This window comes from Microcoleus sp. D3_18a_C4 (genome assembly GCF_036702415.1).
Classification (GTDB): Bacteria; Cyanobacteriota; Cyanobacteriia; order Cyanobacteriales; family Microcoleaceae; genus Microcoleus.
The window spans coordinates 56,047-75,986 of record NZ_JAUBTI010000003.1; the positions used below are offsets into that span (position 1 = coordinate 56,047).

Consider the following 19,940-nt stretch of genomic DNA (forward strand, 5'->3'; position numbering starts at 1 on the left):
GGGGCGGGTTTGAGAGATTGTTCTTTGTTGGCTGTGATTGTTTGTGAAACCCGCCCCTACAGATTGTTAGAAATGTGCGAGTCACAAACTGTCAGTGGGGGCGGGTTTGAGAGATTGTTCTTTGTTGGCTGTGATTGTTTGTGAAACCCGCCCCTACAGATTGTTAGAAATGTGTGAGTCACAAACTGTCAGTGGGGGCGGGTTTGAGAGATTGTTCTTTGTTGGCTGTAATTGTTTGTGAAACCCGCCCCTACAGATTGTGAGAAATGTGTGAGTCACAAACTGTCAGTAATACTGGTGAAATTAAAAGCTTTCACGCGCACTCCGGGCACGACACTACCGCCGTAACGCTTCACCGCACTAACTGCATCCACATCGCGCAACATATCAGGTAAAACTTGATTGAAACGCAGGTTTTTAATCGGGTAAGCAATTTTGCCATCCTCAATCCAAAAAGTACCGTCGCGAGTCATTCCCGTTACTTCCAATGTTTTCGGATTCACGTAGCGCACGTACCAAGCTCGACTGACGAAAATTCCGCGCTCGGTTTGAGCAATTAAATCTGCTAAACTTTGGTCGGAACCTGTCATTACGATCGGGTAATAAGCACCTTTTGCCTCTTTGCCTTTTTGTGCGGCCCAGTAGCGGGAATAAGACAAACTTTGAGGGACGCCATCTTTGATGATTTCCAAATAGTTATTGCTCAATCCGTCGCCGAAAAAAGTATTCGATCGCAACAAAGGATGAGCCGGATCGCGCTGCACTTGCACTAAGGGGCTGAAAAGGTGTTCCCCCGCGCGGTTTCCCGCTGGTTTTCCCTCTGCATCGGCGATCGACATAAACGATCGCCCCTCATCCGCCGCCCTCGCATCCAGCCCCCAAATCACCCACGGTAGCAAGCCCGCAAAAGCAGCGCCGTCAAAGATTACCGGATAAACGCCGGGAGTGATGGGGCGCGGGTTGCGAGATGCGATCGCCCGATCGAGCACTTGTTCTGCTAATTGGGCGATCGGCAATTCGTTGATACTCCAAGCAGTGCTCTTCGCCCAACTAGAACCGTCTTCAACGCGAGCAGTAAAGCTGAAATCCGCATCTGTAGACTGGTTGCAGGCGCGGAGTCCGGTTGACGAGGCGATCGCGTACAGCGACGCCTCAGTGCTCAAAGTACCCGAACCATGAGCGCCCCCCTGGGAGGATCTGGCGCACGCTTGCTGCACCATTTCGGCCCGCGCTAGAGGCGATACAGTTGCCGTGGCTGCGTCGAAGGCGGGCGATCGCAAATCGTAGGTTTGAGGCGGCAGCAGCGGCATCCATTCGGGGTCTGCCGGCGCAATTCTGGCCAATTCTTCCGATCGCTTGACTGCGGAGGCGATCGCATCTTCATCAAATTCTGTAACAGCAGCAGAGGCGCTTTTGTTACCGAAATAGCTAGTAATGCTCAGGTTAAATACAGTTTTGCTGATATTTTGGCTGATTTGATTTTCCGAGAATCGGGAAAGAGATTCCTCCCCAGTAGAGAGACTGACAAATACTTCCTCTGCTTTGGATAGTTTGACGGCTTTTTCTAGTAAAGATAACGCTTGGTCTTCACTTAAAAGTGCGGGCGATGTTGTTACAATCATAAGCTAAAGTCCCGGAATATTTGTTGTATTTGAAAATAGGTTTAGCCGCAATACTACGGTTAACTCGCCTGTACTAAAGAGCGTACTGCTAACACTTCATCTGCTCGCAGAGGTTCCACATCTGAAGGAGAAACAGCCACAACTAAAATCGATTCTCCTAAAGCATTAAATATTTCTAGAACGCAGCCATCATCTTCCCCTTCCCTTGGATGAGGTACGCGATCGACTAGCATGGCTACATCACCTTTTTTTAGCTGATATAGCGGCATATCCCGACACAATGCTACACGCTGGTAAAGTTCAAGTTTCACGTCGAGACTCCTTTTTGGGTTTGAGAGTAAGAAAATGAAAAGTTCCGTCAATTTGCCACTGCAACCAAATTGTAACAACTGCTAAATTACGTCCATTAGCCCCTGGCAAGTCACCTTCGGCGCGAAAGAACTTTCCGAATTCATTAGCACCATTTTCTACTGCCTCAGCCGACGCTATCAAAAACTGGATGGCTGCTAACAAAGCTTCTGGGTTATCTTGACTAAAACCCCCTTGAGCGAGAAATTTTGACTTGTCATCTTGTGCTTTGGCAACAAGTAAATAGCGCGTCAACTTTGCTTCGGGTATGATAGCATCCGCTGGAATTTTCACATTAACAACCTACCATCTAATTAAGAATTTCCCCCAATTTGAATATCCCTCACTCGCACCGGCACACAAGCGTGAGTCATCTGAGCAACCTGCATCGGCTCGCCCTTTCCGCATATATGAGTACCGCACTGAACCAGCTCCGAAGCTGGCCCGATCGCATCTATTTGATTCCAGAAATCAGTAGTCATCGCCTGATAAGTTACATCCTTCAACATACCGACAACTTTACCTTTTTCCACCTTCCAAAAAGCATCGCCGCCGAATTGAAAATTGCGTCGCTGCTGGTCGATCGAATAACTACCCATACCGTCGATTAAAATCCCGTCTTCCGTATCAGCAATCATCTCGGCCAAAGTAGCAGTATGGCTGCCGCCATCCGGGCCCGGTTCCAATCCCAAATTGGGAATTCTCACCATCGGCACGCTCGACCAACTGTCAGCGTAGGCAGAACCGTTGCTGCTGGCACGTCCGAGGCGATAAGCCGTCTCTCTGTCAGTGAGATAATCAACTAAAATTCCATCCTTGACAACGTACCACTCTTGTGATTTTACGCCCTCATCATCGTAACCCATTGTACCGCGGCCACCTGGTTGAGTGCGATCGCACTTAAAATTCACCCAAGGTGCAGCGTATTGCAGTTTATTTAAATTATCAGTAGTAGCAAAGCTCGTGCCAGCAAAATTAGATTCGTAACCGTAAACCCGGTCTAATTCAGTTGGATGACCGACAGATTCGTGGATTGTCAAAAACAAATTTGTCGGCTTAAGAATCAGGGATTTGCAAATACCAGCAGGGACTGTGGGAGCGCTGACTTTCTCAATAGCTTCGGCGGCAACTCTTTCGACTTGACTCAACAAATCATCTGGATTAATATGTTCGTAACCGATATTCAGCGGCGGGCGTTCGTAACTCCGACTTTGGGCATCGCCGCCCGCAATTGCTGTACAGCTAAAACCCGGATAGCTGCGGTAGATTGTTTGTTCGATTAGCGAGCCTTCTGTAGAAGCAAAAACCTTGTCTTCGCGGCTGGACTGCAAAAAAGAAGAAGCTTTTTTGATGCCTTGTGCGCCGTGTGCTAGCAGTTGCTCGTTGATAGTTAGCAGCAGTTCAGCTTTGTCAGCAACGGGTACAGAAAAAGGGTCAATGGCGATGGGAGTAATGTAGGTATCGACATATTTTTCGACAGGCACCAACCGCACCGGTTCCTTCTGAGTTAGGCGGCTGCCTTTAGCAATTTCTACAGCCAAAGCGACTATTCTTGCAACCTCTGCAGGTGTTTTGCTGTGACTGGCGGCAAACCCCCAAGCACCGTCTAGAAGCACTCGCACGCCAAAACCGGAACTTACATTATCTGACAGTTGACTTAAAGATCGATCGCGCGCGTAAAGATTCTGCCTTCGGTAACTGCAAAAACGTACATCACCGTACTCGCAACCTGTTTTCCGAATCAAATCTACAGCCAAATTTGCTAACTCGTTAGCAGAGATTTTTGCAGTTAATTGCACCATAGTTATTCGTCATTCGTCGTTAGTTGTTAATTATTATAGCGCTTTTCAATTTTTTGAACCCTTTTCAATAAGCTTTCTCTGGGCGGGCAGGATGCCCACCCCACAAGAAATTTACTGTTTGTGGAACAGGCATCTTGCCTGTTAATGTGGAACAAGCATCTTGCCTGTTAATTTTGTGGAACAAGCATCTTGCCTGTTAATGTGGAACAGGCATCTTGCCTGTTAATGTGGAACAGGCATCTTGCCTGTTAATTTTGTGGAACAAGCATCTTGCCTGTTAATGTGGAACAAGCATCTTGCCTGTTAATTTTGTGGAACAAGCATCTTGCCTGTTAATGTGGAACAGGCATCTTGCCTGTTAATGTGGAACAGGCATCTTGCCTGTTAATTTTGTGGAACAAGCATCTTGCCTGTTAATGTGGAACAAGCATCTTGCCTGTTAATTTTGTGGAACAGGCATCTTGCCTGTTAATTTTGTGGAACAGGCATCTTGCCTGTTAATTTTGTGGAACAGGCATCTTGCCTGTTAATGTGGAACAGGCATCTTGCCTGTTAATGTGGAACAGGCATCTTGCCTGTTAAGAGAGAATGGTGCAAAATCTCCTTTTAATCCTACTCCATCTCCTGCAAAACCCCAGTCAAAATTTCCACAAGGCGATCGATATGTTCCTTCTCAATAATCAGCGGCGGCGACAAAGCAATAATATCACCCGTAGTCCGAATTAGCAACCCTTTTTCATAGCACTGCAAGAAACAATCAAAAGCCCGTTTCCCCGGCTTCCCAGAAATAGATTCCAACTCAATACCCGCCACCAGTCCGAGATTGCGAACATCAATTACGTGCCGCACTCCCTTCAAAGAATGCACCGCATCTTCCCAGTAACCAGCCATCTTATCGGCTCGTTCAAACAGCCTTTCTTCCTCATAAATATCCAGCGTCGCCAAAGCAGCCGCACAAGCCACAGGATGACCAGAATAAGTATAACCGTGAAAAAGCTCGATCGCATTTTCAGGAGCATTCATAAAAGCATCATAAATGCCTTGTTTCACAAACACCGCCCCCATCGGCACCGTACCGTTAGTTATCCCTTTTGCCGCCGTCACAATATCAGGAACCACCCCAAAATATTCCGTTGCAAAACTAGAGCCTAGCCGCCCGAATCCGGTAATTACCTCATCAAAAATCAGCAGAATTCCGTATTTGTCGCAAATCGCCCGCAGTCGCTCCAAATAACCTTTCGGGGGAATCAAAACCCCCGTAGAACCCGCCACCGGTTCCACAATTACCGCTGCAATATTAGACGCATCGTGCAAAGCGACAATCCGCTCCAATTCATCCGCCAAATGCGCTCCCCATTCCGGTTGTTTGCGACTGAAAGCATTGTGTTCGAGGCTGTGAGTGTGAGGTAAATGATCGACTCCCGTGAGCAAACTGCCAAAAAACTTGCGGTTTGTACCGATACCGCCGACAGAAATTCCCCCAAAACCAACGCCGTGATAGCCGCGTTCCCTGCCGATTAATCGTTGGCGAGTTCCTTCACCTTTTACCCGGTGATAAGCAATCGCAATTTTTAAAGCAGTTTCTACAGATTCCGAACCCGAATTAGTAAAGAAAACGCGATCGAAATTGCCCGGAATCATCTTTACCAAACGTTCCGCCAATTCAAAAGCACCCGGATGTCCCATCTGAAAAGCGGGGGAGTAATCCAAACGCAAAACCTGCTGTTTAACTGCTTCGGCAATTGTCTCGCGGGCGTGCCCTGCATTCACGCACCAAAGCCCCGCAGTACCATCTAAAATTGAGCGGTTATCATCGCTTGTAAAGTGCATATCTTTGGCAGAAACCAACATTCGCGGATTCGCTTTAAACTGTCGGTTGGCAGTGAAGGGCATCCAGTAAGCGTCCATATTTGTCATCGTTTTTTTCTCTTATTATATTGATGATTCAGCCTTTAAACTATAACTTGCTACCGATTGCCGATCGCCAGACGCTTATTATAATTTTACAAATATCTCTTGGCTCTTTTAATTAAAGCTTAGTTTATGATAGACTTAGGTATTAGACGGAGACTCATCATGTCACTAACTGTCAAAGACTTAGAAAAAGTTCAAGCCGAACATCCTGAATGGCGACTAGAGTTAATAGAGGGGAATATCATTGCAATGGGCCCATGCGATTACACCTCCGATGAAATTGGTTCTCGGTTAATTATTCTTTTGGGAATTTGGGTACTGCCACGCAAGCTGGGTCGATTAACGGGTTCCAGCGCTGGCTTTATTTTACCAAATAGTGACTTGCGCGCACCAGATGTATCTTTTGTCAAAGCAGAAAAGCTGAAGCGGAGTCGGCGGGATTTTGTAGAATTGGTTCCGGACTTGATGGTGGAAATTAAGTCTAAAACCGATCGCATCACACCTATCAAAGAAAAAATACAATCATTTTTGAGTCTGGGAACGGAAGTGGGAATATTGATTGACCCGGACAGATTAACTCTCACAGTATATCGTACAGGAGCCGAGCCGGAAGTGCTCAGAGATGGAGACATATTGACAATTCCAGAGTTTTTCCCTGGCTGGGAATTGCCAATTTCTGATTTGTGGCCACCCGTTTTTGATTGAAAAATTAGTCGGTTCGCAGTAAGGAATGCAAGTCCTCTCTATGAATAAAAAGTCAAGTCCTCACTACGAACCATTGAGAGAAGCTTACATAGCTAATTAACGATCGCACCGACAGACTCATGCTGCAACAAACCGGTTAGCATTTTCACAGGCCTTTCGTCGTAGGGCCACGCGAAAGCATGGCGGAAAGCGGCCTCTTGACACGCTTGCAATTGCCGAAAATCAATGATATCCAAAGTTAACAAATTCTCGTACTCGAAAGGCAGCCGCACGTTGTGCAATCCCGCGTTGTCGGTACAAATGGCAATATCGACACCAGCTTCAAAACATCGATCGAACACAACCTTCAATTCGCGCATATCTTGCAACGTCCCCGTTTTGAGATAGGTAGTCGGGCAAACTTCCAAGCATTGACCCCTGCGCGCGACTTCTGGCAGCAGTTCGGGATATTTTAACGGAATTTGAATCCCGTGGCCGATACGCATCAGATAGGGCAGCAGTTCGGGATAACAGCCAGAGGTAGTTTCATAGAGGTGGCCGGTAGTTTTGATGCCGATCGACCTCGCGTACTGGTACAATCCGACAAACTCATCCAAACGATCGCCTATACAATCATCGCCGCCAGCTATATCGATCGCACAAACATATTCTCCCATCCCGGCCGCCAAATCTACGATCGCGCGATTCACCTCATAGGGTAAACGCGAGTGCATACACAAAATTTGGCTGGTAACAATCGGACAATCGCTAATTTGACTGGCCTTGCCCACAACCTGTACAATTTCTGCCATCAAATCAATGCGTTCTGACTGATTCAAATGTTCTGGAGTCCGCAAATAAGGCGTATAGCGCAACTCCAAATAAGCCAGATTTTCAAACACGTAAGCGCCCCGCATCAACCGATAGATGAAATAAGGCAACGTCTCAACAGTTTGAACGCTTTCTACCAGCGTGTGCAGTTCCAAATATTCATTGAGAGTATTGCGCGGACGAGTGTAAAACTCCTCAAACTCCGAGTATTTCGGAAATCGATTAACCATCTCAGCATTGTGGCGATCGAAATACCGCCACAGCACCCTAGGAACGACAGAACCACCCAGATGGCGGTGCAACTCAGCGTGTAAAGTCATGCGATTTTAGATTTTAGATTTTAGATTTTAGATTGAAAGAATTGAAGGATTGAAGAATTGAAGGATTGAAGAATTGAAGGATTGAAGAATTTGTAATTTAGTCCTATACGCATCAGTGGCCAGAAACCGCGTTTTCCCAAATACTAGCCAACAACCTCCAGCCGGTAAACTCTTCCACATTTAAGCTGCACATGGGATTCCCCTAAAAACTCGTCAAATCCTCACCCATTCTTCCCCTCTCCTACTCTCCCTTCCCAAGTCCCCCGATAGGGCTGGAAGTTGGTTTTTGAGAGCAATACAGCCTCAAGTCTCTCAATTGTAACAAAAATTTATTTGACATTTAGGGCGCATTCGTACATAATCGGAGATTGTGTCAACCTGAACTGAACGCGAGAAACCCTTGGCTAACGTAGTTGTGATCGGCGCCCAGTGGGGCGATGAAGGAAAAGGCAAAATTACCGATTTGCTCAGCAAATCCGCAGATATCGTTGTCCGCTACCAAGGGGGCGTCAACGCCGGTCACACCGTGGTAGTAGACGGTCAGACTTTCAAGCTGCACTTAATTCCGTCCGGGATTCTCTACCCTGATAAAGAGTGTATTATCGGCTGTGGCACGGTCATCGACCCTAAAGTTTTAATTGCAGAGTTAGATCAGCTAGAGGCACTGAATATTTCGACAACCTCGCTGATGATTTCGGAGACGGCTCACGTCACGATGCCCTATCATCGATTAATTGATGTAGCATCGGAAACGCAGCGGGGAAATTATAAAATCGGGACGACGGGACGCGGCATCGGCCCTACTTACGCCGACAAGTCGGAACGTACCGGCATTCGGATGCTCGATTTAATGGACTTGGAAGGGTTGCAAGAACAATTGGAATGGACGATTAATTGTAAAAATGTCCTTCTGGAAAAACTCTACAATTTGCCGCCTTTAAATCCGCAAGACGTAATTGATGAATATCGAGTTTATGCGGAACGTTTGCGGCCGCACGTAGTTGATAGTTCCCTGAAGATTTATGAGGGACTTCACAAGCGGAAAAATATTCTGTTTGAAGGCGCGCAAGGCACTTTATTAGACTTAGATCACGGTACTTATCCTTACGTTACTTCCAGCAATCCCATCGCTGGTGGGGCTTGTGTGGGAACCGGAGTCGGCCCAACAGCGATCGATCGCGTAATTGGCGTAGCAAAAGCTTATACAACCCGCGTCGGAGAAGGCCCCTTCCCTACCGAAATGGTAGATGGAATAGGAGCAGTTTTGGGCGAGAGAGGTGCAGAATTCGGCACGACAACGGGCAGAAAACGCCGCTGCGGTTGGTTCGACGCAGTAATCGGCCGCTACGCAGTCCGCATCAACGGCCTTGACTGTCTGGCAATTACCAAACTAGATGTTTTGGATGAATTAGAAGAAATAAAAGTTTGCGTTGCTTACGAAATTGACGGCGAAAAATGTGTTGATTTCCCGAAAAGTTCCCGGATATTTGCTCGGTGCCAACCTATTTACGAAACCCTTCCCGGTTGGAAACAGTCTACGGAAGAGTGCCGGAATTTGGAAGATTTACCGCCGCAAGCTTTGAATTATCTGAAGTTTTTGGCAGATTTGATGGAAGTGCCGATCGCGATCGTTTCTCTCGGAGCCAGTCGCGACCAAACTATTATTGTAGAAGACCCGATTCACGGCCCGAAACGCGCTTTGCTCTCTGCTGACGGTACGCCAGTAGCAGCACACTCGTAATCATTGGTCTCAACTTAACGTCAAACCCAGTCAGAGACTGCTGTTTGACTATTAAATCTCGATCCCCCCGGCGCCAAGGGCGGGCACGGGGGCACCGCCCCTACGAAGGGGGGGACAAGACTCTTCTCAAAGTCAACCCCTACTCCCCTTATTAATGGGGAGTAGGGGGTATGCGAGGGGGATATAGACTACAATAAAAGTGAGATTTATCAAAGATTTTAGCCTTAAGTTGACACTAATGACTTGTAATATTTTCCCGAAAGTAAGTTGTTAAATCAGGAAGGTCAAGAGGAAAGCTAATGTTAGATTTTATTTTTTATGCCTTCAAAACCGAACTGTCACCGCACTATGTCGAAATGTCTGAAGACGTTTACGAGTGGTTGGCCAAATCAGAATTTTCCAAAATCGGCACATCTGTCCCCAGAAATATTTTGATAGATGAAGAAGAGGAGAAGCTACCTGTAGTTGAGTTAGATCGAGATATTCGCCAGAAGCTCAGAAATTTTTTCCGCGATGCAATTATCTGCGAAAGCGATACCGTCCTCACCAAGCTGGGAGATTCCCCTCTCAAAGAAGAGTATCAAACAGCAACCTACCGTTTGAGGAAATTGCTGGACTTGCTAAAATGTGTGGAAAACGAAGATTATCAGTATCTTCAGCGAGTCCTTTGAATGAGTTTCTGGATGTTTACCAGAAGGAGTAATCCCAATGTTTGACATCAGTTTTTATTCAGCAAATGGTGAACCGTCCGATAGTGTAAGAATAACAGCAGCTACTTACGAATGGTTAGCAAAATCAGCATTTTCCAAAATAGGTGGCGAATCAGTCGAAACCCAAATTTACCTAGATGAAGAAAATGTAATTCTGCCTCTAGTTGAATTAAATCAAGATATTCGCCAGCAGTTCAAGAAAATTTTCAGCGAAGCAATCATCAGTGAAAGCGATGCAGTTATTACTAAGCTTGGTGATTACCCTTCAAAAGAAGAGTATCAATCAGGAACGTACCGTCTGAGAAAAATGCTGGAATTGCTGAAGTGTGTGGAAAACGAAAATTATCAATACCTTCAGCGAATTTAATTGAGCGCGATCGCAATATCACAATTCTGGTAAAATGTGAAAACAATCAGCAGAAAGTCAGAAAATGGAACTCGCAGTAGAATGTCAAAAGCGGGCAGAAGGCAGCAAACCTAACGCCCTCCGCCGCTCTGGATTGATTCCCGCCGTCCTCTACGGTCACAAAGGATCTGAATCCATTTCCCTTACCATCAAAGCCAAAACAGTTGAACACCTGCTCAAAAAGCACGTAGTCAACAATACCCTAATTGACCTCAGCATTCCCGACCTCTCTTGGAGCGGAAAAACCTTGCTCCGGGAAGTTCAAGTTCATCCTTGGAAGGGCTATCCTTACCACCTGAGCTTTTTCTCCGTGGCGACTCAAGACAGCCTGGAAGTTGAATTGTCACTGCGTTTTGTCGGCGAACCTGTCGGCGTCAAGTTAGAAGGCGGCATTTTGGATACCGTGCTGACGCAACTCGCAGCTAAGTGCAAACCTGACAGCATTCCTGAAGCAATTGAAGTAGATATTTCTCATTTAAAGGTTGGGGATGCGCTGCACATTCACGAATTAGTTTTGCCTGCAGGAGTGGTAGCTCTCGGCGAACCAGATCAGGTGGTTGTTAGCGTGCTGGGAATTCAAGCAGGTTCTGAAGCCGAAGACGCAGAAGAAGACGCAGCCGCAGCAGCTTAATTAGTAATTGCTAATAGTTGTTAACTAATGGTTGCAAAAAAAGGGCGATCGCTTTCTCCCAAAAGGGCGATCGTTTTTTGCTAAAAAGGCTATTCTAATTTGGGTTCGATCGCACTTACTCTACTCCGCCTTGAATCTGCTGTCGCACCCATTGACTAAAATCAATCTGTGCGGCAATTTCATCGATGAAAGCCGCTTCGAGAAATCGGTATAAATCAGTTTTTTCAATAATGGGAAAAGTCGGAGATCGATCGCGCTCGACATAAGCCCCATCGACTAATTGCAAAATCCGCCATACCCGCCCGTTAAACCGCCAAAATTCCGGCACGCCCATACTGGCATAAAGTGTATTTTTATTGAGATCGGTATGGGTAATATCCACTTCCACCACTAAATCCGGGGCTGGATCGACATTCAAATTAACCAGGCGATCGGCAACTAAGGTATAATTCTGAATGTAATATCCATTGTCTGGCTCGGCGCTCTTGAGTAGGTCTTCTCGATCGAGCCTAGTCGATCCCATCGTCTTCATTCTCATCCCCATCTCAACGATCAGGATTAAGATGAATCGTTCAATCAAACGAGCAGAGCGTTCGTGTTCTTCGAGGGGCATGGTGATTTCTAACACTCCGTTATCGTAAGTAAAGCGGGCGCGAGTGCGCTCCCTCAGCAAACTTTGAATTTGCTTGAAGGCTTGCCAATCGAGGCCGCGAAAGGTGAGGCGCTTTTCTCCGACAAGTTGAGGTGGTGGCTCTAACAACATCAAAATTACCGCAATTTAAGCGAAAGTTGACAGAACATTTACTGTTAATTATTTTAATATATTTCTTCCATAAGTCTGGTGGTGCAGCCCGGATACCTGCGATCGATTTTGGTGCGTGAGGAACTATTGCCGCTGGAACTTCGTCTGCTGCACTATCGACTTTCTCAAGTTTCTAGAGGTACAAACCAAACCTCGAAAATCCTGACAGCCGCCGAATCAGGCATCCCTCATGGGGGGTGAAAACCTGTATCTCCGGTGCAAGCACTAGAATGCCGGGAAAAAACCGAGGCGGAGGTGGTCGATCGCTTTTTTGCCGGAGTTGCGCGCTCGCGATCGTATTCTGCTATTGTTGAACCTTTGCATCACATTCTCGACAGCTTTGGTAAAACGGCAATTGTTGGCGTCAAACCGCTGTATAATTGTGAAACATTTTGAATCCTATAATTTACTTGCTACTTGTGGAGCCGCCGCCCCTATGCCATCAACAGTCAGTACAGAATCAACAGCGGTTCAATTTAACCAACAGGGAGAAATATACTTATCCCAAGGAAAAATAGAAGAAGCGATCGCATCCTGCGAGCAAGCTTTGAAGATTCACCCCAATTTTGCACCAGCTTACAAGACTTTGGGCAACGCGCTGCAAGCTCAAGGCAGGATGGAAGAGGCGCGGCACTGGTACGCTAAAGCGATTGAAATAGAACCGAATTTTGCGGAAGTATATGCGAATTTGGGCAGCCTGGGCGCGCAGCAGCAAAAATGGCAGGAGGCGATCGGATTTTATCAAAAGGCGATCGCGATTAAGCCGAATTTCGCGGGAGTGTACCGGAATTTAGCAAAAGTATTTGGACAAATTAACAAACCGGAAGAAGCCCAGCAGTGCTGGTATCAAGCATTTAGTTTGGAACCGGAAAAAGTAGCGCCGGGGGAACACTTGAATATGGGCGACGCTTTTTTCCGGCAGGAAAAATTACCCGAAGCGATCGCCTGTTACGATCGCGCCATAAAATTAAATCCTAATGTGGCGACAGCTTACCAAAATTTGGGCGAAGCGCTCAAAAAACAAGGCAAGTTAGAGGAAGCGACAGCATATTATCGCAAAGCTATTGAACTGAACGCAGCTAATGCGAGAAACGGCAGCGAGGGACAGCAAACTTTGGCGGGTGCAAATGGAACAAACGGTGCAGTTAAGCAACAGCCTTCTGTAACCGCAGTCAAGCCACCAGTCCAGCAGGCAGTGCAGCAGGCAGTTAAGCCGCCAGTTCAGCAGGCAGTTAATTCTACAATTAATATAGAAGATCCAGAAGCATACAAAATATTGGCAGAAGGCTATTTTGCTCAGGGCAAATTGGAACAGGCGATCGCAGCTTGCAAGAAGGCGCTGCAAATTAAGCCGGAAGCGCCGCTTTACAAAATGCTGGGCAACGCGCTGCAAGCTGGCGGAAAAATTGATGAAGCTAAAAGTTGCTATGTCAAAGCAATAGAAATCAACCCAAATTTTGCCGAAGCTTACGCTAACTACGGCAGCATTTGCGCGCAGCAAGAACAGTGGCAGCAAGCGGTTTCTGCTTACGAAAAGGCGATCGCGCTGAAACCAGATTTTGCCGGTGCTTTCCGCAATTTTGCGAAACTTTTGACGCAGTTAGGCAAGTCGGAGGAGGCGGCTGAGGCTTGGTATCGAGCATTTGCGATCGACCCGAAATCCGGCAGCGCGGAGGAACACGAAAATTTAGCCAAAACTTTGATCGAGCAAGGTAAGGTAGATAAGGGAATTGACTGTTACCGGCGCGCGGTTGAGTTGAACCCAAATGCTGGCGCAGCTTATCACGAATTGGGCGAAATTCTTAAGGGTCAAGAACAGTGGGAAGCGGCGGTAGATGCTTACACTAATGCCATTAGAAACAATCCCGATCTTTCTTGGTCGCACAACAATTTAGCTGAGTCGCTGGTTAAGTTGGAACGGTGGGAGGAAGCTGTAAATGCCTACCGCAAGGCGATCGAATTAAATCCTGATTTTAGCTGGTCTCACAACAATTTAGCAGATGTGTTGCTGAAGTTGGAACGGTGGGAAGAAGCTGTAGAGTCTTACCGGAAAGCAACAGAGTTAAATCCTGATTTTAGTTGGTCGCACAACTATTTAGCAGACGCGCTGATTAAGCTGGGAAGGTGGGATGAGGCAATTTCGGCTTACCAAAGGTCGATCGAACTGAATCCCGACCATTTTTGGGCGCACAACAATTTAGCAGAAGCGCTGGTGAATTTGGAACGGTGGGATGAGGCAGTTGTTGCCTACCGGCGTGCTAACGAAGTTAATCCGAATTTCTTCTGGTCGCAGAGCAAATTAGGCGACGTGCTGCTAGAAATGGAAAGGTGGGAGGAGGCGATCGATGTTTACCGACGCGCGGCCGAGTTGAATCCTGATTTTCCGTGGACTTATTACAACATGGGAACGGCTTTTGAGAACCTGGAACGGTGGGATGAGTCGATCGCCGCTTACCGCCGCGCTGCGGAAATTCAGGCGGATTTGCCGTGGCTTTCGCAAAAGTTGGCTGATGCTTTGAGGATGCGATCTCAGTGGGATTTGCGGGATGCGATGGGTTTGTACAGAAAGGCGATTCAGGATAATCCTGATGACGTGCAGTTGTATCACAAGGCGCTGGAGATTGCGCCGAATGATGCTGACCTTTATGTTGAGTTGGCTAATGCTTTGGTGCGGAAGAATTGGTCGGATGGGGCGATCGTCTTTTATCAGATGGCGTTGCAGATTCGGCCGGATGACAAGGCTATTTCTGGGCTGTTAGAAGAGGTGTTAAAAAAAAAGGGTGTAAGTAGGGCGGCGGAAAAGAGCGATCGCGCTGTTCAGGGAAACTCTGGAAGTGCGATCGAACACACCCCAGGGATAGCAGCAGAGTACCACGAATTAGGGACTTCTCTACAAGAAGAAGGTAAATTTGCCGAGGCTGTGGCGGCCTACCGCAAAGCAATTTCAATTAATCCCAATTACTTTGGAACTCACCACAATTTAGGCGATGTCCTGAAATGGATGGGTAAAGTTGAGGAGTCTATTAAAAGCTATCAGAAAGCTGCTGAACTGAATCCAAATTTCGTTTGGTCGCACCACAACTTAGCGGATTTATTTCAACAAGAAGGTCGGCTTGATGAAGCTGTTGCTGCTTATCGAAAAGCGATCGAGGTTGCTCCTGACTTTGGCTGGTCGTACCACAATTTAGCAAAAATTTTAGCTAAACAAGACAAGCTTTCGGAAGCTCTGGAAGCTTATCAGACGGCGAGCAAACTCGATCCGAAACTTTTTGGTTTGGATTATCAAAACTTACGAGATTCCCTATTCCTCGGTCAAGACCCAGCTTACACGAAGTGGCGCGCTAAGAACAGCCCCAGAGAAGCTGATTTGCGGAAGATGGCGGAAACATTAGAAATCTTTAACTACAAGCCGCTGATTAGCATTGTCATGCCGGCTTACAATACGCCAGAAAATTATTTAAAGGAGGCAATAGAATCAGTTCTCAATCAGATATATCCTTATTGGGAATTGTGCATTGCGGACGACGCATCAACCGCGCCTCATGTCAAGCAGATTTTACAAGAATATGCAGCTAAAGATAGCCGGATCAAAGTAGCTTACAGAACCAAAAACGGTCACATTTCTCACTGTTCTAATTCTGGTTTGGAGTTGGCGACGGGTGAATTTGTGTCTTTGCTAGACCACGACGATACACTGACACCAGAGGCATTGTATGAAGTGGTGCTGCTGCTGAACCGCCACCCGGAAGCGGACATGATTTATTCAGATGAAGATAAGATTTATCAGGATCAGGAACTGATAAATCCTTTCTTCAAGCCAGAATGGAGCCCGGATTCATTTTTATCTCGGATGTACACTTGCCATTTGGGAACTTACAGGCGATCGCTAATTAATGAAATCGGCGGTTTTAGACCTGGTTTTGAAGGAGCTCAGGATTATGATTTGGTTTTGAGGTTTACGGAAAAAACTGACAAAATATTTCACATCCCTAAAATTCTTTACCACTGGAGAATGCACGCGGGTTCGGCTGCGGGCGGTGTAGATGCTAAACCCTATGCCTATGATGCAGGGCAAAAAGCTTTGCAAGAGGCGATCGAACGCAGGGGCGAACCGGGGAAAATTGTAGGCGTTCCCGACTTTTTGGGACACTTTATTCCACGCTACAAAATTGCGGATTACAAGCGGGTCAGCATCATTATTCCGACGCGGGATTTAGGCGATGTTTTGGACAATTGCTTGGAGTCTATCTTTACTAAGAGCGTCTACCCCAACTACGAAGTTATCGTCATTGACAACGGCAGTCAAGAGAAACACACGGCGGAAATTCTGGCTAAATGGACGGCTAAGGAATCAGCGAGGTTTAAAAGTTATCGTCTAGATATTCCGTTCAATTTCTCTAAGATTAACAACTACGCTGCTAGCAAAGCGGAGGGAGATTACTTGCTGTTCTTGAATAACGATACCGAGGTAATTACTCCCGATTGGATTGACGGGATGGTGGAACAAGCTCAGAGAAGCTCGATCGGGGCTGTGGGCAATTTGTTGATATACTCAGATAACAAAATCCAGCACGCGGGAGTGGTGATGGGACTCGGCGGCGGAGTTGCCGGTCACAGCTATTACCATATGCAGCGATCGATTCCTGGCTATTTCGGGAATGTGGTAGGCATGAATAATGTTTCAGCGGTAACGGCTGCGTGTTTAATGTGTCGCCGCGAAGTATTTGAGAGTATTGGGGGGTTTGACGAAGAGCTAACAGTGGCGTACAATGATGTGGATTTGTGTTTAAAAATGCTAGAGAAAGGGTACCGAAATATTTACCTGCCTCATGTAGTTCTCTACCACCACGAATCTAAAAGCCGGGGTTACGAGGATTCGCCTGAAAAGAAAGAGCGGCTGAGGAAGGAATCAAAGCTGATAGAAAGCCGGTGGCAAAAATATATTGATAATGACCCTTACTACAGCCCTCATTTAACCAGAGCTTGTCAAGATAGCGGTATCAGATTGGAGGACAAGAATTGGCGGCCGAGTCATTAGGAACATCCCTATGAGGGGTAGGCACGGGGGCACTACCCCTACAATCGCTAATTTTCTTGAGAATGAGACATATCTGTTTTTGTAGGGGCGGTGCCCCCGTGCCCGCCCTGGATGCCGGGGGAATCGCAAGGATTGTGACTCAGACACAAAACCGATACAATTCACCAGACGACACCAATGTCAAAAACCTGTAGGGGCGGGTTCACCGATAGCTTCAAGGAATACCCAAAGACTAAAAAACCCGCCCCCACCCCGCGCGAGAATCCTGAAGATTGACATTGGTGCCTGATGTCAGATACAAGGTACTTATAAACCCAGCCTCGACAAGCAAAAAAAAATGAAATCTACGGTACAAAATTATGAATAACTCATTACAAGTGCATGAAGAGACTGCTTCTAATTATTTTCATAGAGGCAACCTCCTGAAACAGTCGGATAAATTAGAGGAATCCGCCGCCGCCTACCAGCGGTGTACTGAACTCAACCCGGATTTTTCCTGGTATCACCACAATTTGGGTGAAGTTTTGGCGAAATTGGGGCAGCGGGATGGGGCGGAGAAAAGTTACCGCAGGGCCTGCGAACTTAACCCGAATTCGGCTTGGTCTTGGCACAATTTAGGGGAGGTTTTGGAACAGCAGAGCAATCTAGATGAAGCGGTTGCTGCGTACCGCAAAGCTGTGGAAATATATCCGGATTTTTATGAGTTTTATAACAGCTTGGGTAAGGGTTTGTGTTTGCAAGGTCAACTGGATGAATCTATAAGTTGTTTACGAAGAGCGATCGAGCTTGACTCGGAATCGGCTTTGCCTTACCAAAATTTGTGGGAGGCTTTGGCAAGACAGGGACGGGTTGATGAAGGGATTGAGTGCTTGCATCATGCGATCGAGCTAAATCCGGGTGATGGGGAATTATACCTGAAGTTGGCAGAGGCTTTGCAAGGTAAGAATGAATTAGCAGAAGCCGTGGGTTATTACCGAAAGGCGATTCAGTTGAAGCCTGATTTCCATTGGATTTACTATAAATTGGGAACGGCTTTATCGGCACAGGGTCAATGGGAGGAGGCGATCGCGGCTTACTCGAAAGCCGCTGAGTTGGAACCGGGTTCGGCGATCGTTCATCACTATTTGGGGCATACTTTGTCGATCGTGCAGCGCTGGGAGGATGCTATCGCATCTTATCGGAAAGCGCTTGATATCGTACCGAATGCGGCAGTGATTTACCAGCATTTGGGCGATGCTTTGGCGAAATTGCAAAAGTGGGAGCAAGCTGTGGGTTCTTATCGCAAGTCGGTTGAGTTCGAGCCAAATTCGCTGGAGGCTCAAGACCATTTGGGGTTTGCTCTATATCAGTTGGGGCGGTACGATGAGGCGATTTCTGCCTATCACAAAGCTTTGGAAATTGCTCCTGATTCCGATGTAGTTCACTGTCATTTAGGGGAAGCCCTGCAAAGAAGAGCTCGCGTCCAACCGCTTCAGAAAGATGTTGAGCTGGATTTAGATGAGGCGGTAAAGTGTTATCGCAGGGCAAGCAAATTGAATCCAAGCAATTTGGAGGCGGCTCAAAAGGCTGTGGAGATTAAGTCTGACGATTCGGAGCTTTATTTGCAGCTAGGTAAGGCTTTGGCAGAACAAGGGCAGTTTGATGGGGCGATCGCTCAATACCGCCGCGTTCTCGATCGAAATTCAGACTCTTGGGAGGCGCAGCATTATTTAGGGGAAGCTTTGGCAAAACAAGGGCGGTGGGATGAGGCGATCCAGGCTTACGATCGATGTGTGAAGCTTCACCCTAATGATTTTATGTCTTACGCGGGTTTGGGTGATGTTTGGCTCGGTAAGGGAATGCTAGAGAGGGCGATCGAGTTTTATCAAAAGGCGATCGATCTTAATCCTAATTTAGCTGAGGTTTATGATAAGTTGGGTGATACCTTGGCTAAGGTGGGGCGACAAAAGGAGGCTAGTGTTTGTTATCGTCGGGGGCTGGAATTAAAGGCGAAGTAATAGACTTGGGCTTTTTTCTGAAACCCGGTTTTTGGGAAAAACCGGGTTTTTTGGTCTAGGATTTGCCGAGCGGGAAAGGCGATCGCTCTAATTCTGATTGGGATGGTTTCCGTTTTTTTGTTTAAGTCCCGTTATACCTTTTCTTGACAAGAGCTATTTTAAGTACATACATCCACTAAACTCTAGAAAATCGCTTGTTTACAAAAGGTAGAACACATGGGAGAAAAAGCTAAAGCTGATGATTTTACAGGCCGATTCAGAGAAATCGTCTCAGACCCACTCAACCTTCTCATACAGAGAGATCCCCGTGCTGGCTTTGTGGACGGCAACTATGTTTATCTTCACAACGGTTTGAAGGTGCCAATATCTGGTCCTTACGCCTACTACGGTGCATTCAGTTCTATTCTCTCCATAAATCGCGGGGTACATGAACCATTAGAAGAATTTGTATTTCAAGAGGCCTTAAATCGCTTCCCAATTTCGCCAATAATGCTTGAACTTGGTGCATACTGGGGGCACTACTCAATGTGGCTAAAAATGGCTCGTTCCAATGCAACCGTTCATCTGGTAGAGCCAGAATTGGAAAATCTAAACGCAGGAAAGCATAATTTTGAGCAGAATGGCTTCCTTGGCGAATTCACACAGGCGTTTGTCGGTAAAAATCAGTTTGGGGTTGATAAATATTTAGAGGAAAGAAGAATACAGAAACTTGACATACTTCATTGTGATATTCAAGGATATGAGATGGAAATGCTAGAGGATGGCTCCAATTCATTAGCAACCAAAATCATAGACTATCTCTTTATTTCAACTCATTCCCAACAATTGCATCAGGATATTATAAAACGGCTTGAGAATTTCGATTATAGAATTGAAGTATCGTCCGATTTCGATTACGGCACTACTTCTTTCGATGGCTTTATCTTTGCCACCAGTCGTTGTATTGAACCAGTATTCAAACAATTTACTCCAATGAGTAGAATTCAGATCGAACAGGCACAGCCGGTGCTTACGATCAACTACCTGTCAAATATTATACGGGAAACCCAAATTCACGACTACCTTATTTTTTAGAAACTATAGATTCATTCGAT

Annotated in this window: 17 protein-coding genes; 10 read left to right on the forward strand and 7 right to left on the reverse strand. The window is 46.5% G+C overall.

Annotation, left to right across the window (positions count from 1 at the left end; all coding sequences use genetic code 11):
* Nucleotides 1–275: 275 nt before the first annotated feature.
* From QUB16_RS02500 to QUB16_RS02520, 5 genes are all read right to left on the reverse strand, one after another.
* Nucleotides 276–1,622, reverse strand: a complete 1,347-nt coding sequence (locus QUB16_RS02500) for a TldD/PmbA family protein (RefSeq protein WP_333313783.1) — start codon at nucleotides 1,620–1,622, stop codon at nucleotides 276–278.
* A gap of 59 nt (nucleotides 1,623–1,681) precedes the next feature.
* Nucleotides 1,682–1,933: a DUF4926 domain-containing protein gene (locus QUB16_RS02505; RefSeq protein WP_333144873.1), complete on the reverse strand. Its 252-nt coding sequence runs from the start codon at nucleotides 1,931–1,933 to the stop codon at nucleotides 1,682–1,684.
* Nucleotides 1,923–2,264, reverse strand: a complete 342-nt coding sequence (locus tag QUB16_RS02510; RefSeq protein ID WP_333313784.1) for a DUF6883 domain-containing protein — start codon at nucleotides 2,262–2,264, stop codon at nucleotides 1,923–1,925. The genes QUB16_RS02505 and QUB16_RS02510 overlap by 11 nt, the downstream gene beginning before the upstream one ends.
* A gap of 20 nt (nucleotides 2,265–2,284) precedes the next feature.
* Nucleotides 2,285–3,772: a TldD/PmbA family protein gene (locus QUB16_RS02515; RefSeq protein WP_333313786.1), complete on the reverse strand. Its 1,488-nt coding sequence runs from the start codon at nucleotides 3,770–3,772 to the stop codon at nucleotides 2,285–2,287.
* A gap of 612 nt (nucleotides 3,773–4,384) precedes the next feature.
* Complete coding sequence (locus QUB16_RS02520) at nucleotides 4,385–5,689, reverse strand: aspartate aminotransferase family protein (protein ID WP_333313788.1); 1,305 nt, start codon at nucleotides 5,687–5,689, stop codon at nucleotides 4,385–4,387.
* 159 nt (nucleotides 5,690–5,848) lie between these two features.
* On the opposite strand from QUB16_RS02520, the gene QUB16_RS02525 reads away from it, so the two are divergent.
* A complete protein-coding gene (locus QUB16_RS02525; RefSeq protein WP_333313790.1) occupies nucleotides 5,849–6,391 on the forward strand; it encodes a Uma2 family endonuclease in 543 nt (180 codons plus the stop codon).
* Between the two features lie 92 nt (nucleotides 6,392–6,483).
* Here the strand turns inward: QUB16_RS02525 and QUB16_RS02530 are convergent, their stop codons facing one another.
* Entirely contained in the window at nucleotides 6,484–7,521 is a 1,038-nt protein-coding gene (locus QUB16_RS02530; protein ID WP_333313791.1) for an adenosine deaminase, read from the reverse strand.
* A gap of 400 nt (nucleotides 7,522–7,921) precedes the next feature.
* Between QUB16_RS02530 and QUB16_RS02535 the strand changes: the two genes are divergently transcribed.
* The 4 genes from QUB16_RS02535 (at nucleotide 7,922) to QUB16_RS02550 (ending at nucleotide 11,009) form a co-directional block, all read left to right on the forward strand.
* A complete protein-coding gene (locus QUB16_RS02535) occupies nucleotides 7,922–9,262 on the forward strand; it encodes an adenylosuccinate synthase (RefSeq protein WP_333313792.1) in 1,341 nt (446 codons plus the stop codon).
* A gap of 299 nt (nucleotides 9,263–9,561) precedes the next feature.
* A complete protein-coding gene (locus QUB16_RS02540; RefSeq protein ID WP_333313794.1) occupies nucleotides 9,562–9,933 on the forward strand; it encodes a hypothetical protein in 372 nt (123 codons plus the stop codon).
* Nucleotides 9,934–9,970: 37 nt separating this feature from the next.
* Nucleotides 9,971–10,339, forward strand: coding sequence for a hypothetical protein (locus QUB16_RS02545; RefSeq protein WP_333313796.1), 369 nt, complete (start codon nucleotides 9,971–9,973; stop codon nucleotides 10,337–10,339).
* 64 nt (nucleotides 10,340–10,403) lie between these two features.
* Nucleotides 10,404–11,009, forward strand: a complete 606-nt coding sequence (locus tag QUB16_RS02550; protein ID WP_333280129.1) for a 50S ribosomal protein L25/general stress protein Ctc — start codon at nucleotides 10,404–10,406, stop codon at nucleotides 11,007–11,009.
* Nucleotides 11,010–11,124: 115 nt separating this feature from the next.
* Here the strand turns inward: QUB16_RS02550 and QUB16_RS02555 are convergent, their stop codons facing one another.
* Nucleotides 11,125–11,772, reverse strand: coding sequence for a Uma2 family endonuclease (locus QUB16_RS02555; protein WP_333313797.1), 648 nt, complete (start codon nucleotides 11,770–11,772; stop codon nucleotides 11,125–11,127).
* Between the two features lie 81 nt (nucleotides 11,773–11,853).
* Here QUB16_RS02555 and QUB16_RS02560 point away from each other — a divergent pair, with 81 nt between their 5' ends.
* The 5 genes from QUB16_RS02560 to QUB16_RS02580 all read left to right on the forward strand — a co-directional run bounded on the left by QUB16_RS02560 (nucleotide 11,854) and on the right by QUB16_RS02580 (nucleotide 19,920).
* The gene (locus tag QUB16_RS02560; protein ID WP_333313799.1) at nucleotides 11,854–12,012 is read left to right on the forward strand and encodes a hypothetical protein; all 159 of its coding nucleotides are present in this window, start codon (nucleotides 11,854–11,856) and stop codon (nucleotides 12,010–12,012) included.
* Nucleotides 12,013–12,027: 15 nt separating this feature from the next.
* Nucleotides 12,028–12,207, forward strand: coding sequence for a hypothetical protein (locus QUB16_RS02565; protein WP_333102414.1), 180 nt, complete (start codon nucleotides 12,028–12,030; stop codon nucleotides 12,205–12,207).
* A gap of 40 nt (nucleotides 12,208–12,247) precedes the next feature.
* A complete protein-coding gene (locus QUB16_RS02570) occupies nucleotides 12,248–16,849 on the forward strand; it encodes a tetratricopeptide repeat protein (RefSeq protein WP_333313801.1) in 4,602 nt (1,533 codons plus the stop codon).
* 359 nt (nucleotides 16,850–17,208) lie between these two features.
* Nucleotides 17,209–18,846, forward strand: a complete 1,638-nt coding sequence (locus tag QUB16_RS02575; protein WP_333313802.1) for a tetratricopeptide repeat protein — start codon at nucleotides 17,209–17,211, stop codon at nucleotides 18,844–18,846.
* Between the two features lie 216 nt (nucleotides 18,847–19,062).
* A complete protein-coding gene (locus QUB16_RS02580; RefSeq protein WP_333313804.1) occupies nucleotides 19,063–19,920 on the forward strand; it encodes an FkbM family methyltransferase in 858 nt (285 codons plus the stop codon).
* Nucleotides 19,921–19,940: the final 20 nt, after the last annotated feature.

Coding starts and splice junctions, on each gene's coding strand:
- QUB16_RS02500 (WP_333313783.1), bottom strand. CDS start 1,622: ATGATTGTAACAACATCGCCCGCACTTTTAAGTGAAGACCAAGCGTTA.
- QUB16_RS02515 (WP_333313786.1), bottom strand. CDS start 3,772: ATGGTGCAATTAACTGCAAAAATCTCTGCTAACGAGTTAGCAAATTTG.
- QUB16_RS02520 (WP_333313788.1), bottom strand. CDS start 5,689: ATGACAAATATGGACGCTTACTGGATGCCCTTCACTGCCAACCGACAG.
- QUB16_RS02525 (WP_333313790.1), top strand. CDS start 5,849: ATGTCACTAACTGTCAAAGACTTAGAAAAAGTTCAAGCCGAACATCCT.
- QUB16_RS02530 (WP_333313791.1), bottom strand. CDS start 7,521: ATGACTTTACACGCTGAGTTGCACCGCCATCTGGGTGGTTCTGTCGTT.
- QUB16_RS02540 (WP_333313794.1), top strand. CDS start 9,562: ATGTTAGATTTTATTTTTTATGCCTTCAAAACCGAACTGTCACCGCAC.
- QUB16_RS02545 (WP_333313796.1), top strand. CDS start 9,971: ATGTTTGACATCAGTTTTTATTCAGCAAATGGTGAACCGTCCGATAGT.
- QUB16_RS02550 (WP_333280129.1), top strand. CDS start 10,404: ATGGAACTCGCAGTAGAATGTCAAAAGCGGGCAGAAGGCAGCAAACCT.
- QUB16_RS02555 (WP_333313797.1), bottom strand. CDS start 11,772: ATGTTGTTAGAGCCACCACCTCAACTTGTCGGAGAAAAGCGCCTCACC.
- QUB16_RS02570 (WP_333313801.1), top strand. CDS start 12,248: ATGCCATCAACAGTCAGTACAGAATCAACAGCGGTTCAATTTAACCAA.
- QUB16_RS02575 (WP_333313802.1), top strand. CDS start 17,209: ATGAATAACTCATTACAAGTGCATGAAGAGACTGCTTCTAATTATTTT.
- QUB16_RS02580 (WP_333313804.1), top strand. CDS start 19,063: ATGGGAGAAAAAGCTAAAGCTGATGATTTTACAGGCCGATTCAGAGAA.